The organism is Helicobacter pylori, assembly GCF_014496485.1.
GTDB lineage: Bacteria > Campylobacterota > Campylobacteria > Campylobacterales > Helicobacteraceae > Helicobacter > Helicobacter pylori_DD.
In genome coordinates this window covers 136,686-151,037 of record NZ_JACTAX010000001.1, presented here as the reverse complement: position 1 = coordinate 151,037, position 14,352 = coordinate 136,686, and the positions used below count along the sequence as shown (strand labels likewise).

General features: G+C 41.9%; 17 protein-coding genes. All 17 read left to right on the top strand.

The window, feature by feature from the left end; genetic code table 11:
• Positions 1-241 precede the first annotated feature (241 nt).
• The 17 genes from rplU to IC572_RS00690 all read left to right on the top strand — a co-directional run bounded on the left by rplU (position 242) and on the right by IC572_RS00690 (position 14,347).
• On the top strand, positions 242-556 hold the full coding sequence (rplU, locus tag IC572_RS00770; protein ID WP_187854729.1) for a 50S ribosomal protein L21: 315 nt from the start codon (positions 242-244) through the stop codon (positions 554-556).
• A 14-nt stretch (positions 557-570) separates the two neighbouring features.
• Positions 571-837 (top strand): 50S ribosomal protein L27, encoded by a 267-nt coding sequence (gene rpmA, locus IC572_RS00765; RefSeq protein ID WP_120956185.1) that lies wholly within the window; start codon positions 571-573, stop codon positions 835-837.
• A gap of 116 nt (positions 838-953) precedes the next feature.
• A complete protein-coding gene (locus IC572_RS00760) occupies positions 954-2,603 on the top strand; it encodes an ABC transporter substrate-binding protein (protein WP_187854728.1) in 1,650 nt (549 codons plus the stop codon).
• A gap of 10 nt (positions 2,604-2,613) precedes the next feature.
• Positions 2,614-3,618 (top strand): ABC transporter permease, encoded by a 1,005-nt coding sequence (locus IC572_RS00755; RefSeq protein WP_000947989.1) that lies wholly within the window; start codon positions 2,614-2,616, stop codon positions 3,616-3,618.
• Entirely contained in the window at positions 3,618-4,475 is an 858-nt protein-coding gene (locus IC572_RS00750) for an ABC transporter permease (RefSeq protein ID WP_156601049.1), read from the top strand. Before IC572_RS00755 ends, IC572_RS00750 begins: the two co-directional genes overlap by 1 nt.
• 11 nt (positions 4,476-4,486) lie before the next feature.
• Positions 4,487-5,350, top strand: a complete 864-nt coding sequence (locus IC572_RS00745; RefSeq protein ID WP_078247539.1) for an ABC transporter ATP-binding protein — start codon at positions 4,487-4,489, stop codon at positions 5,348-5,350.
• Entirely contained in the window at positions 5,347-6,153 is an 807-nt protein-coding gene (locus IC572_RS00740; protein ID WP_000770461.1) for an ABC transporter ATP-binding protein, read from the top strand. The genes IC572_RS00745 and IC572_RS00740 overlap by 4 nt, the downstream gene beginning before the upstream one ends.
• A 19-nt stretch (positions 6,154-6,172) precedes the next feature.
• The gene (obgE, locus tag IC572_RS00735) at positions 6,173-7,255 is read left to right on the top strand and encodes a GTPase ObgE (RefSeq protein ID WP_187854727.1); all 1,083 of its coding nucleotides are present in this window, start codon (positions 6,173-6,175) and stop codon (positions 7,253-7,255) included.
• Positions 7,256-7,296: 41 nt separating this feature from the next.
• Positions 7,297-8,292, top strand: a complete 996-nt coding sequence (locus IC572_RS00730) for an alginate lyase family protein (RefSeq protein ID WP_187854726.1) — start codon at positions 7,297-7,299, stop codon at positions 8,290-8,292.
• A 240-nt stretch (positions 8,293-8,532) separates the two neighbouring features.
• Positions 8,533-9,087: a YceI family protein gene (locus IC572_RS00725; RefSeq protein ID WP_000738982.1), complete on the top strand. Its 555-nt coding sequence runs from the start codon at positions 8,533-8,535 to the stop codon at positions 9,085-9,087.
• 9 nt (positions 9,088-9,096) lie between these two features.
• Complete coding sequence (hemL, locus tag IC572_RS00720; RefSeq protein WP_187854725.1) at positions 9,097-10,389, top strand: glutamate-1-semialdehyde 2,1-aminomutase; 1,293 nt, start codon at positions 9,097-9,099, stop codon at positions 10,387-10,389.
• A gap of 5 nt (positions 10,390-10,394) precedes the next feature.
• The gene (locus IC572_RS00715) at positions 10,395-10,658 is read left to right on the top strand and encodes an AtpZ/AtpI family protein (protein WP_000743087.1); all 264 of its coding nucleotides are present in this window, start codon (positions 10,395-10,397) and stop codon (positions 10,656-10,658) included.
• A gap of 15 nt (positions 10,659-10,673) precedes the next feature.
• Complete coding sequence (locus IC572_RS00710; RefSeq protein ID WP_100982474.1) at positions 10,674-11,078, top strand: hypothetical protein; 405 nt, start codon at positions 10,674-10,676, stop codon at positions 11,076-11,078.
• 83 nt (positions 11,079-11,161) lie between these two features.
• Positions 11,162-12,046: a carbon-nitrogen hydrolase family protein gene (locus IC572_RS00705; protein ID WP_187854724.1), complete on the top strand. Its 885-nt coding sequence runs from the start codon at positions 11,162-11,164 to the stop codon at positions 12,044-12,046.
• Positions 12,047-12,058: 12 nt separating this feature from the next.
• On the top strand, positions 12,059-12,940 hold the full coding sequence (locus IC572_RS00700) for a polysaccharide deacetylase family protein (protein WP_187854723.1): 882 nt from the start codon (positions 12,059-12,061) through the stop codon (positions 12,938-12,940).
• 46 nt (positions 12,941-12,986) lie between these two features.
• Positions 12,987-13,382 (top strand): hypothetical protein, encoded by a 396-nt coding sequence (locus IC572_RS00695; protein ID WP_187854722.1) that lies wholly within the window; start codon positions 12,987-12,989, stop codon positions 13,380-13,382.
• Positions 13,382-14,347, top strand: a complete 966-nt coding sequence (locus tag IC572_RS00690) for a CobW family GTP-binding protein (protein WP_187854721.1) — start codon at positions 13,382-13,384, stop codon at positions 14,345-14,347. The genes IC572_RS00695 and IC572_RS00690 overlap by 1 nt, the downstream gene beginning before the upstream one ends.
• The last annotated feature ends 5 nt before the right edge of the window (positions 14,348-14,352 follow it).

Genomic DNA, 14,352 nt, shown 5'->3' with positions numbered 1-14,352 from the left:
TCAAATCCTTATTGGTTTTTTTAATAAACAAGCTAAAAGTATTCCAAAACAAGTTAATAGCAATTGTGAATGGTTTGAGTGGGGCAATGCGGGGTAATAATGGCGGGTTAAATGGGGTGTTTTTGAGTAAAAAAATTCTTTTAATGTGAATTTAAACTAAATTTAAAGTTAAATTTTAGCAAATACTCACTATAATAAGCGTTTATTTTAAAAAGAGCGTTCAATTTTTAAGGAAATAGAAATGTCATACGCAATATTCAAGCATGGCGGTAAGCAATATAAAGTCGTTGAAGGCGATATTGTTTTACTGGATAAAATGAATAAAGAGCCTAAGGCTTTAGTGGAATTAGTGGAAGTGTTAGCCGTATTCAAAGAGGGCAAACTCTCTTGCGGGAAACCCTTTGTGAATGGGGCTAAAATTGAAGCGGAAGTGATCAATGAAGGGCGTAGCAAAAAAGTCATCACTTTCAAAAAACGCCGCCGAAAAGACAGCAAAACCAAGCGTGGTTTTAGAAGAGATTTCACTCGTGTGAGAATCACTAAAATTGTAGCATAAAGGAGTATTAAACAATGGCACACAAGAAAGGTCAAGGGAGCACGCAGAATAACAGAGATTCTGCAGGAAGACGCTTAGGCGTGAAAAAATTTGGCTCAGAATTTGTGAGAGCAGGAAATATTATCGTGCGCCAAAGAGGCACTAAAATGCACCCCGGTAATAATGTGGGCATGGGGAAAGACCATACCTTATACGCGCTCATAGATGGCGTTGTGAAGTTTGAGCATAAAGACAGAAGCCGCAAAAAGGTTTCTGTAGTTAGTGGGAATTTTGGGGAGTAGGGTAACCTTTAAAGGTTAATTAAACCTTTGGGTGTTTGTTAAACGCCTATAAACACCATAAAATATTTATAATTTAGATCTCTATCCTTTATAGAATTTGTTGTGGAGACTGGCTTATGAATAATGTTTTTGTTAAGGGTTTGTTTTTTTTTCTTTTATTGTTTGGGTCTTTTTTGAAAGCTTCAGAAAACCCAAACGCTACTCTTAATCCATCTAAAGAAAATATTTCTGTTGAAGAACAAAAGCGTTTTGGAGGCGTTTTGGTTTTTGCTAGAGGCGCTGATGGCTCAAGCATGGATCCGGCCTTAGTAACTGATGGCGAAAGCTATGTGGCGACGGGCAATATTTATGACACGCTCGTGCAATTCAAATACGGCACGACAGAAATTGAACCAGCGTTAGCGACGAGTTGGGACATATCCCCAGATGGTCTTGTATATACCTTTCATTTACGCAAAGGGGTTTATTTCCACCAGACGAAGTATTGGAATAAAAAAGTGGAGTTTAGCGCTAAAGACGTGCTGTTTTCGTTTGAACGCCAAATGGATAAAGCTAAACGATATTATAGCCCGGGGGCTAAAAGCTATAAGTATTGGGAAGGCATGGGCATGTCTCATATTATTAAGAGCATTGAAGCTTTAGATGACTACACCATTAGATTCACGCTTAATGGGCCAGAAGCCCCGTTTTTAGCCAATTTGGGCATGGACTTTTTGAGCATTTTGAGTAAGGACTATGCTGATTACTTGGCTCAAAATAATAAAAAAGACGAGTTGGCTAAAAAACCTATTGGGACAGGGCCTTTCAAATTCTTTTTATGGAATAAAGATGAAAAAATCATTCTTTTAAAAAATCAGGATTATTGGGGGCCTAAAGCGTATTTGGATAAGGTGGTGGTGCGCACCATTCCTAACTCTTCCACTCGCGCTTTAGCGTTGCGCACCGGCGAAATCATGCTAATGACCGGGCCTAATCTCAATGAAGTGGAGCAATTAGAAAAAGTCCCTAATATCGTGGTGGATAAAAGCGCTGGGTTAATTGCCAATTGGCTTTCATTGAACACGCAAAAAAAGTATTTTAATAACCCTTTGGTGCGTTTGGCTATCAATCATGCCATCAATGTTGATGATTACATCAAGGTGATTTATGAAGGCTTTGCTCAAAAAATGGTCAATCCTTTCCCGCCCACCATATGGGGTTATAACTACAATATCAAACCTTATGAATACGATTTGAAAAAGGCTAAAGAGTTACTGAAAGAAGCGGGCTATCCTAACGGCTTTAAAACCACTATTTTTACCACTTCTACTCGTAACCCAAAGGGAGCGGTGTTCATACAAGCGAGCCTGGCTAAAATTGGCATTGATGTGAAAATTGAAGTGTATGAGTGGGGGGCTTATTTGAAAAGAACGGGCCTGGGCGAACATGAAATGGCGTTTGCAGGTTGGATGGCAGACATTGCGGATCCGGATAATTTCTTATACACCTTATGGAGCAAGCAAGCTGCTTCAGCTATACCCACTCAAAATGGTTCCTTTTATAAGAGCGACGCCTTTTCCGATCTGCTCATAAAGGCTAAACGGGTTTCGGATCAAAAGGAGAGGGAAGCCCTTTATTTAAAGGCTCAAGAAATTATCCATAAAGACGCACCCTATGTGCCTTTAGCCTATCCTTATTCAGTGGTGCCGCACTTGTCTAAAGTCAAAGGCTATAAGACGACTGGAGTGAGCGTGAATCGCTTCTTTAAGGTGTATTTAGAAAAATGAAAGGGGTTGCATGCTGAGTTTTATTATTAAACGTATTTTGTGGGCGATCCCCACGCTGTTTGGAGTGAGCATCATCGTGTTTATGATGGTGCATTTAGTGCCAGGAGATCCGGCGTTAGTGATTTTAGGCGAAAAGGCCAATCAAGCCGCTATTGACGCTTTAAGGGAGCAATTTGGCTTGAATAAGCCCTTGATAGAGCAGTATTTTTTCTTTATCAACAACGTGTTGCATGGCAATTTTGGCACTTCTATCATGACTGGTGAGCCTGTGATGCATGAGTTTTGGCAACGCTTCCCGGCTACGGTGGAATTAGCTTTGATCGCTTTATTTATGGCTCTTGTTTTGGGTATTAGCGTTGGCGTGTTAGCGGCGATCAAACGCTATAGCATGTTTGATTATTCCAGCATGACTTTCGCTTTAGCCGGGATTTCTATGCCCGTGTTTTGGCTAGGGCTCATGCTGATTTATATCTTTAGTGTGCAATTGGGGTGGTTGCCTGTTTTTGGGCGTTTGAGCGATGTGTATTACTTAGATGGCCCTACAGGTCTTTATTTGATAGACAGCCTGATCGCAGGAGATTATGGGGCGTTTGTGGATACGATCAAGCACTTGATTTTGCCTAGCATTGTGTTAGCCACGGTTTCTACCGCTGTTATTGCCAGGATGACTCGCGCGAGCATGGCAGAAGTGTCTAAAGAAGATTACGTGCGCACCGCTAAAGCTAAGGGGTGCAGCTCCTTTAGGGTGATTTTTGTGCACACTTTGCGTAACGCCTTAATCCCTGTAACGACTATCGCAGGCTTGATGTTGGCCGGGCTTTTAGGGGGGAGCATGATAACTGAAACGGTTTTCTCATGGCCTGGGATTGGCAAGTGGATCGTCAATGCACTCAACCAGCGCGATTTCCCCATTATCCAATCCATGTCTTTGATTATTGCCATGATGTATATTGGGGCTAACCTTTTAGTAGATGTTTTATACGCTTTTATTGATCCTAGAATAAGGTTGTCATAATGGAGTCTTTTAGAGAGTTTATCCAACAATTCAAAAAAAATAAGGCGGCGGTCGTTGGGGCATGGATTGTGCTTTTATTGGTGGTTTGCGCGATTTTTGCGCCCCTTTTAGCCCCTTATGATCCTTATGCGCAAAACGCGCAAGATCGCCTTTTAAAACCTATATGGGAGCATGGGGGGAATGCTAAATACCTTTTAGGCACCGATGATTTGGGGCGCGATATTTTGAGCCGCTTGATCTATGGGGCTAGGATTTCTTTAACCATAGGGATTGTGTCTATGGGGATTGCGGTGTTTTTTGGCACGATACTAGGGCTAATAGCGGGGTATTTTGGGGGGAAAACGGATGCGGTTATCATGCGTATCATGGATATTATGTTCGCCTTGCCCTCTATTTTATTGATCGTCATTGTGGTCGCTGTGTTAGGGCCTTCGCTCACTAACGCCATGCTCGCTATTGGGTTTGTGGGGATTCCTGGATTTGCACGATTGGTGCGCAGTTCTGTGTTAAGCGAAAAAGAAAAAGAATATGTGATCGCTTCTAAAATCAATGGCTCTTCGCACTTTCGTTTGATGTGTAAGGTGATTTTCCCTAATTGCATTATCCCTTTGATCGTGCAAGTTACAATGGGGTTTGCTTCCACGGTTTTAGAAGCGGCCGCGCTGAGCTTCTTAGGTCTTGGGGCCCAACCTCCCAAACCTGAATGGGGAGCGATGCTGATGAATTCCATGCAATACATCGCTACCGCTCCTTGGATGCTCGTTTTCCCTGGGGTGATGATTTTTTTAACGGTCATGAGTTTTAATCTGGTAGGCGATGGCATCATGGACGCTTTAGATCCTAAACGGGCCTCTTAAAAGGAGCTTGCATGATTTTAGAAGTTAAAGATTTAAAAACTTATTTTTTCACCGATAAAGGCGTGAATAAAGCAGTGGATGGCGTGAGTTTTGGCTTGAAAAAGTCTCAAACGCTCTGCATTGTAGGGGAGAGCGGGAGCGGGAAAAGCATCACTTCGCTTTCTATTTTAGGGTTGATTGAAAAGCCCGGGAAAATTGTGGGGGGGAGCATTCAATTTTTAGGACAGGATTTGTTGCAACTCAAAGAAAAACAGATGCAAAAAGAAATCAGGGGTAAAAAAATTGGCATGATCTTTCAAGAGCCTATGACGAGCCTGAACCCTTCCTACACGGTTGGGTTTCAAATCAATGAAGTGTTGAAAATCCACCACCCAAGCCTTAATAAAAAAGAACGCTTAGAAAGGGTGGTCTATGAATTAGAGCGCGTAGGCATCCCCCATGCCGGGGATAAATACCATGAATACCCTTTCAATCTCAGCGGGGGGCAGCGCCAAAGGGTGATGATCGCTATGGCTATGGTGTGTGAGCCTGAAATCTTGATCGCTGATGAGCCGACGACAGCGTTAGATGTAACCATTCAAGCGCAGATTTTAGAATTGATGAAAGAATTGCAACAAAAAAAAGGCACTTCTATTTTGTTTATCACCCATGATTTAGGCGTGGTGGCGCAAATCGCTGATGAAGTGGTGGTGATGTATAAAGGGCATGTGGTGGAGCAAGCGAATGCGAAAGAGCTTTTCGCTGATCCAAGACACCCTTATACCAAAGCTCTTTTAAGCGCAATCCCTAAACCGGGCAAAGAATACCGCAAAAAACGCTTAGAAACCGTGGATGAAAATGTAGATTATTTGAGTTTTCCAAAGGAGTTACGATGAAGCTCTTAGAAATTAAAGAATTGAAAAAATCCTATGCGATAGACAGGGGGTTATTCAAGCCTAAAAGGGTGATTTGTGCGCTCAATGGGATCAGTTTTGAAGTGGAACAAAATGAAGTTTTAAGCATTGTGGGGGAGAGCGGTTGCGGGAAAAGCACGACAGCCAAAATTTTAGCTGGGATTGAAAGGCAAGATAGCGGGGCGATTTATTTCAATGGTAAGCGCCATTTGCATTTTAGCAAACAGGATTGGTTTGATTACCGCAAAAAGGTGCAAATGATTTTTCAAGATCCTTATTCTAGCTTGAATCCTCGGTGGAAAGTGGGCGAGATTATCGCTGAACCCTTGCTGTTAAATTCTCACTTTTCAAAAAAAGAAATCAAAGCCAAAGTGCTAGAGATCATGCAAAAAGTGGGTTTGAAATTAGAATGGATCGATCGTTACCCCCACCAATTTTCAGGCGGTCAAAGGCAACGAATCGGCATTGCTAGGGCGCTCATTTTGCATCCTAGCGTGGTGATTTGCGATGAGCCTGTGTCTGCGTTAGACGTGTCTATTCAAGCGCAAGTGTTGAATTTGCTCTTGGATTTGCAAAAAGAAATGGGGCTGACTTATATTTTTATCAGCCATGATTTAGGGGTGGTGGAGCATATTAGCGATAAAATCATCGTAATGAATCAAGGGCAAATCGTAGAAACCGGGGATGTGGATAGCGTGATAAGCGCTCCAAAGCACCCTTATACGCAGAAATTACTCAATGCGGTGCCGCATTTGGAAAAATCCATGCAAAGATTTGCCAAATAAAAGAAAGGATTTTTAAGCTGTGTTTGTAGATAGCGTGGAAATCATCATCGCTTCGGGTAAGGGGGGGCCTGGAATGGTGAGTTTTAGGCGAGAAAAGTTTGTCATCAAAGGAGGCCCTGATGGGGGCGATGGAGGCGATGGAGGCGATGTGTATTTTGAAGTGGATAACAATACCGACACTTTGGCGAGTTTTAGAGGCACCAAACACCATAAGGCTAAAAACGGGGCTCCAGGAGGCACACGAAATTGCGCGGGCAAAAAGGGCGAAGACAAAATCATTGTCGTGCCGCCAGGAACGCAAGTTTTTGTAGATGATAAGTTGTGGCTTGATTTGGTAGAACCTAAAGAAAGGGTGTTAGCCTTAAAAGGAGGCAAGGGAGGGTTAGGGAATGCGCATTTTAAAAGCGCGACTAAACAACAACCCACTTACGCGCAAAAAGGCTTGGAGGGGGTTGAAAAATGCGTGCGTTTGGAATTAAAACTCATCGCTGATATAGGGTTAGTGGGCTTCCCTAATGCGGGTAAATCCACGCTCATTTCCACCATCTCTAACGCTAAGCCCAAAATCGCTAATTATGAATTCACGACTCTAGTGCCTAATTTAGGGGTTGTGAGCGTAGATGAGAAAAGCGAATTTCTAATGGCTGATATTCCTGGCATTATTGAAGGGGCTAGCGAGGGAAAGGGCTTAGGGATTAGCTTTTTAAAGCACATTGAACGCACCAAAGTTTTAGCCTTTGTTTTAGACGCTTCCAGGCTGGATTTAGGCATTAAAGAGCAATACCAACGCTTGAGATTGGAGTTAGAAAAATTTTCACCCGCTTTGGCCAATAAGCCTTTTGGGGTGTTGCTCAATAAATGCGATGTTGTAGAAAACATTGATGAGATGACTAAGGATTTTTGTGCCTTTTTAAACTTAGAAGTGCAAAAATTAGAGGCGTTTGATTTAGAGCCGTATTTAGGGTTTTTACACCCTAATTTAACTAGTGATTTTGAAAAACACCCTAATGAAAAATCAGCGCTCTTTGTCTTACCCCTGTCAGCGGTTAGCGCCCTTAATGTGCATGCGCTTAAATTTGTGTTGTTAAAAGCGTTACCCTAAAACGCTATTTTTAAAATAATCCATTCAAATAAAGGCGTGGAATGAAAAGATTTGTTTTGTTTTTATCACTCATGGGTGTTTGCGTTTGCGTTCAAGCTTACGCCGAGCAGGATTACTTTTTTAGGGATTTTAAATCTAGAGATTTGCCCCAAAAACTCCATCTTGATAAAAAGCTCTCCCAAACAATACAGCCATGCGTGCAACTTAACGCGTCAAAACACTACACTTCTACCGGGGTTAGAGAGCCTGATAAATGCACAAAGAGTTTTAAAAAATCCGCTCTCATGTCCTATGACTTAGCGCTAGGTTATTTGGTGAGTAAGAATAAGCAATACGGCTTAAAAGCTATAGAAATTTTAAACGCTTGGGCTAAAGAGCTTCAAAGCGTAGACACTTATCAAAGCGAGGATAATATCAATTTTTACATGCCTTATATGAACATGGCTTATTGGTTTGTCAAAAAGGCATTCCCTAGCCCAGAATACGAAGACTTCGTTAAGCGGATGCGCCAATATTCTCAATCAGCTCTTAATACTAACCATGGGGCGTGGGGCATTCTCTTTGATGTGAGTTCTGCGCTAGCGTTAGACGATCATGCCCTTTTGCAAAATAGCGCTAATCGGTGGCAGGATTGGATATTTAAAGCCATAGATGAGAATGGGGTTATTGCTAGCGCGATCACTAGGAGCGATACGAGCGATTATCATGGCGGCCCTACGAAAGGCATTAAAGGGATAGCTTATACCAATTTCGCGCTTCTTGCGATAACTGTATCAGGCGAATTGCTTTTTGAGAACGGGTATGATTTGTGGGGTAGTGGAGCCGGACAAAGGCTCTCTGTGGCGTATAACAAAGCCGCAACATGGATTCTAAACCCTGAAACTTTCCCCTATTTCCAGCCTAACCTTATTGGGGTGCATAACAACGCCTATTTCATTATTTTAGCCAAGCATTATTCTAGCCCTAGTGCGGATGAGCTTTTAGAGCAAGGCGATTTGCATGAAGATGGCTTCAGGCTGAAACTCCGATCGCCATGAATTGGTTCTGCATTCAAGATGATAGCGATAGCCATGCGCTTTAATCTTTTTATGAATGGTTCAGAAAGTTTATTTCAGTCAGCATTATTTACAAAAAGAGTTTAAAATAAACGCAATTGTATCTCTTGAGTCGTCTTTAGAGTGCAAATGATTATCAAAATGAATTATTTTAGCTGTAAGCATGCTTGTTTACACTAAAATAATAAGCGTTATTGATAAGACCACATTAAAGGATAATGAATGAAAAAAATGGTTTTGGTATCGGTTTTACTAGCAGGGTTTTTACAAGCGGTGAATTTGGATTTATCTTCAGCTAAAACGACATGGACAGCCTTTAAAACTAAGGCTAAAACACCTGTAAGTGGGAGTTTTGAAAGCATCACTTATAAACTGGGTAAATCTCAAGATAGTTTAAAAACCCTTTTAGAGGGAGCGAGCGCGAGCATGGATAGCTTGAAAGTCAATTTAGGCGATGACACTAAAAATAAAAACGTTAAAGAAGCTTTTTTCGCTCTTTTTAAAAACACTAATATTAAAGTAACTTTTAGAAATGTGATAGAAGGCGATCATGCAGGTTCTCTCACGGCTTATGTGAGGATGAATGAAAAGCTGGTGAAAGTGCCTATGCAATACACGATTGCTGAGGATAAGCTCGTGGTTAAAGGGGTCTTGGATTTGTTGAATTTTGGCTTGAAAAACGAATTAGCGAGCTTGGCCAAACGATGCGAGAGTTTTCATGAGGGCTTGACTTGGTCGCAAGTGGAAATCCAATTTGAAAGCATGATTAAGGGATAATGTAAAATCATGGAGTTGTTGCACAGCATTAATGATTTTAATGAAGCTAAGCAGGTGATCGCTGGGGGGGTCAATTCGCCTGTGAGGGCGTTTAAGAGCGTTAAAGGCACTCCCCCCTTTATTTTAAAGGGTAAGGGGGCGTATCTTTATGATGTGGATAACAACCATTATATAGATTTTGTGCAAAGCTGGGGGCCTTTGATTTTTGGGCATGCTGATGAAGAGATTGAAAAAAATATTATTAATGCATTAAAAAAAGGCACTTCTTTTGGCGCTCCCACAGAATTAGAAACCACTTTAGCTAAGGAAATCATTTCTTGTTATGAAGGCTTAGATAAGGTGCGTTTAGTGAATAGTGGCACAGAAGCGACCATGAGCGCGATACGACTCGCTAGAGCTTTTAGCCAAAAAGACGATTTGATCAAGTTTGAAGGGTGCTATCATGGGCATAGCGACTCCTTATTGGTGAAAGCGGGTAGCGGGTGTGCTACTTTTGGATCGCCTTCTTCTTTAGGCGTGCCGAACGATTTTAGCAAACACACTCTAGTGGCTCGTTATAACGATTTAAACTCCACAGAAGAATGCTTCAAAAAAGGCGATGTGGGTTGCGTCATCGTTGAACCCATTGCTGGGAATATGGGGTTAGTGCCGGCTCAAAAAGAGTTTTTACTGGGCTTAAAGGCTTTGTGTGAAAAATACCAAGCGGTGCTGATTTTAGATGAAGTGATGAGCGGGTTTAGAGCGAGTTTGAGCGGTTCGCAAGAATTTTATGGCGTGGTGCCGGATTTGGTAACCTTTGGTAAGGTGATAGGCGCGGGGCTTCCTTTGGCGTGTTTTGGGGGGCGTGCGGAAATTATGGACTTGCTTTCGCCCATTGGAGGGGTGTATCAAGCAGGCACCTTAAGCGGTAACCCCCTAGCGGTGTGCGCGGGGTTGAGCGTGCTTTATAAAATCAAAAGAGACAAAACCCTTTATACCCGCTTAAACGCTTTAGCCGTTCGTTTGACTCAAGGTTTAAAAAAGAGCGCTCAAAGCTATAACATCGCTTTACAAACGCTCAATATGGGGAGCATGTTTGGCTTTTTCTTTAACGAAAATGCGGTGCGTGATTTTGATGACGCTTTAAAAAGCGATACAGAAATGTTTGCAAAATTCCACCAAAAAATGCTCTTTAAGGGCGTGTATTTGGCATGTTCAAGCTTTGAAACCGGCTTTATTTGTGAGCCTATGACTGAAGAAATGATTGATTTGGTGGTTGCAAAAGCTGATGAAAGTTTTGATGAAATCATAAAAGGTGTGTGAATTTTTTGAAAAAGCCAAAGTATTATAAATTCATAGAGGGGGCGAATTATTTGAGCTTGGGGCTGTCTATGGTGGTAGCGATCCTTATGGGCGTGGCTATAGGCTATGGGCTTAAAAAGCTCACTCACATTTCGTGGCTTTTTTGGCTTGGGGTTATCTGGGGCGTGTTAGCGAGCTTTCTCAATGTCTATAAAGCTTATAAAAACATGCAAAAAGACTATGAAGAACTAGCCAAAGACCCTAAATACACACAAAACAAAACAAAATAAATCCAATAAAATCCCATGTGCCAAATCCAATGTTTGCTTATTTTACTTTTTATCAATATAGTTAGCGCGATTATCGTTTATTTTTTCCAAGCATTTCAAGGGGTTTTGAATTTTGAAGGGGGGTTTTTGGGGTTTTTTATCGTGGCGTTGTCTTCGTATTACGGCGTTAAAAAGCGTTTGGATTTAAGGAAACAAAATTCAGGAGAAAAAGAAGAAAAGCAAAAATTCCAAAAATTCGCCCTGGGCTTGGAAATGTCTTTCAATGTGTGGCGTTTAGGAGGGTATGGGGTTTTACTAGGCATTTTAGGAGTGCTTTTATTCTTGCATCTTTTTAACGGATTGTCGTTTCTTATCGGCGTGTTTGTGAGCTCGCTCTCTAGCGCGTTATTACGATTCTTAAACAATAATGGTAAGTTTTGACACAAACGCATATGGATTTTAACCCCTTTAATCCTCTTTTAATTTTTAATCCTATACAATAAAAACAAAAATGGGAGTGGATCTTGAAAACAAAAAATCCCGCTAAAAGAATCCTAAAAACCGCCGTGATTCAAATGCAATCCAAACCATACGCCTTAAATGAAAACTTGCAATTAGCACTCAATCTAGCCAAAGAAGCCCACAACAAAGGCGCGAATCTCATTGTTTTGCCGGAATTGTTTGATAGCGGTTATTGCACGAATGATAAAGACGCAGAGTTTGGGATAAATCTTAAAGCGATAGAGCATGGCGAGGAAACCCTAAAAAACGAGTCGTTGAGCGCGTTAAGCGATTTTGCAAAATCTAATAAAGTGCATCTAGTGGCATGCAGCATTGAAAAAACCAATCAAAAACTTTACGACAGCGCTTATATCATTCCATCAAAAGGAAAAATCGTTGGAAAACACCGCAAGATTTATTTGTGGGGCGATGAAAAATCGCGCTTCAAAAGGGGTAAAAAATACGAGGTTTTTACGCTGGATTTTGGGGACTTTAGCGCGAAAGTGGGTTTGCAAATTTGCTATGAAATCGGCTTTGGCGTGGGTGCGAATTTGCTTGCGTTACAAGGAGCGGAGATTTTAATTTATCCTAGTGCGTTTGGCAAAGCTAGGGCTTATAATTGGGATTTATTGAGCAGGGCTAGAGCGTTAGAAAATGGCTGTTTTGTGTGCGCGTGCAATCATAGTGGGGGAGAAACTAACGCTCAATTAAAACAAACGCTAGAATTTGCCGGCGATTCAAGAATCATCGCGCCCAATGGGAAAATCATCGCGCAAGCCACTAAGCTTAATGAAGTCATTATCGCCGAAATGGATTTAAACGAAGTGGCGTTGCAACGCCAAAAAATCCCTTATTTACAAGATTTTGACACCAAACTCACCAAAAAGGGGTTTGGAAAACTCACTTAAAAAGGAGCGATTATGGCAAAAGAAATTTTAGTGGCTTATGGTGTGGATATTGATGCGGTGGCTGGTTGGCTAGGGAGCTATGGTGGGGAGGATTCGCCTGATGATATTTCGCGCGGGCTTTTTGCGGGTGAAGTGGGGATCCCACGGCTTTTGAAATTGTTTAAAAAATACCATCTCCCTGCGACTTGGTTTTCGCCGGGGCATTCTATTGAAACTTTTCCTGAACAAATGAAAATGATCGTGGATGCAGGGCATGAAGTGGGCGCGCATGGGTATTCGCATGAAAACCCTATCGCTATGACGGCCAAGCAAGAAGAAGATGTTTTGTTAAAAAGCGTTGAGTTGATTAAAGATCTCACCGGCAAAGCCCCCACAGGCTATGTGGCGCCGTGGTGGGAGTTTTCTAATATCACTAATGAATTGCTTTTAAAACACGGCTTCAAATACGACCACTCGCTCATGCATAATGATTTTACGCCCTATTATGTGCGCGTGGGGGATAGTTGGAGCAAGATTGATTATAGTTTGGAAGCCAAGGATTGGATGAAGCCTTTAATCCGTGGGGTGGAAACCGATCTGGTGGAAATCCCTGCAAACTGGTATTTGGACGATTTGCCGCCGATGATGTTTATCAAAAAATCCCCCAATAGTTTTGGTTTTGTAAGCCCGCACGATATAGGGCAAATGTGGATCGATCAATTTGATTGGGTTTATCGTGAGATGGATTATGCGGTATTTACTATGACAATCCACCCTGATGTGAGCGCTCGCCCACAAGTGTTGCTCATGCATGAAAAAATCATTGAACATATCAACCAGCACGAGGGCGTGCGTTGGGTAACGTTCAATGAAATCGCTGATGATTTCTTAAAACGAAACCCTAGGAAAAAATAGCGATAACGCCAAAAAGATTTTTGGCGTTTGATTAAAAGGTTGAAAGATGTGCGTTTTATGCGGGGAGCTTATCAGCTCTTTTCATTGGGCCGATGGAAATTATGGGACCGATGGGACCGATGGGAGCGATAGTTATGGGAGCGATGCAAATTTGAGAGGGCCAAATGCGCTTATTAGCGCGAATGAAAACGCCAGAGAACGCAAAAGAGCGAGGCTCAAACGGGTGGGGTTGCTCAATCAAATTCTGGCGTTTTATGGGCTAAAAATTGATGATTGGCAAGGCACGAAATTTGTGCTGTGCGATAAAAAAGGGCAGAGCGTGATCGTGAATGATTTAGGCGATTTGTGGGGTAAGGCACAAAATCTAGCCAAAAAAGAAATGGACGCGTTGGATTCTAATCTGTTAGCGTTTTTAAATCAAAACCCACACGCCACTCACTGATGCCTAAAATCCCTATCACGCTCATCACAGGTTTTTTAGGCAGCGGTAAAACGAGTTTTTTAAGCGAATATTTAAACCAAATGAATCACCAAGGCGTTGCCCTCATCATCAATGAAATCGGGCAAGCCGCTTTGGATCAGCGCATCTTAAGCGTTCAATATTGCGGTGAAAAAATGCTCTATCTTAACGCAGGGTGTGTGTGTTGCAACAAACGCTTAGATTTAGTGGAGTCTCTAAAAGCCACGCTCAACAACTATGAATGGCACGGCGAAATTCTAAAGCGCGTCATCATTGAAACCACCGGTTTAGCCAACCCAGCGCCGATTTTATGGACGATTTTGAGCGATGTTTTTTTAGGGGCGCATTTTGAGATTCAAAGCGTGGTGGTTTGCGTGGATGTTTTGAACGCTAAAGTGCATTTAACAAACAACGAAGCTAAAGAGCAAATCGTTTTTGCTGATAGCGTTTTATTGACCAAAACGGATTTGCAAAACGACAGCACGGCTTTAACAAAACTAAAAGAACGAATACAATCCCTTAACCCTAGTGCAGAAATTTTTGACAAGAAAAATATAGATTACGAAAGCTTTTTTTCACGCAACAATAGGGCACGAAATTTTATGCCAAGAATGCCAAAAGATTCGCACTCGCAAGGCTTTGAGACTTTAAGCGTTAGTTTTGAAGGCGCGATGGAATGGAGCGCGTTTGGGATTTGGCTGAGTTTGTTGTTGCATCAATACGGCACGCAGATTTTACGTATCAAGGGGATTATTGATATTGGAAGCGATCTTTTGGTGAGTATTAATGGCGTGATGCATGTCATTTACCCGCCCAAGCACATTTTAAAGGATCAAAACGGCTCTAACCTCGTTTTTATTGTGCGCCATTTAGGGCGTGAAAAAATCTTAAATTCATTAAAGGGTTTTAAGGATTTTCTCGGCATCAAGGGTTTTGAAACCCCATAATTTTT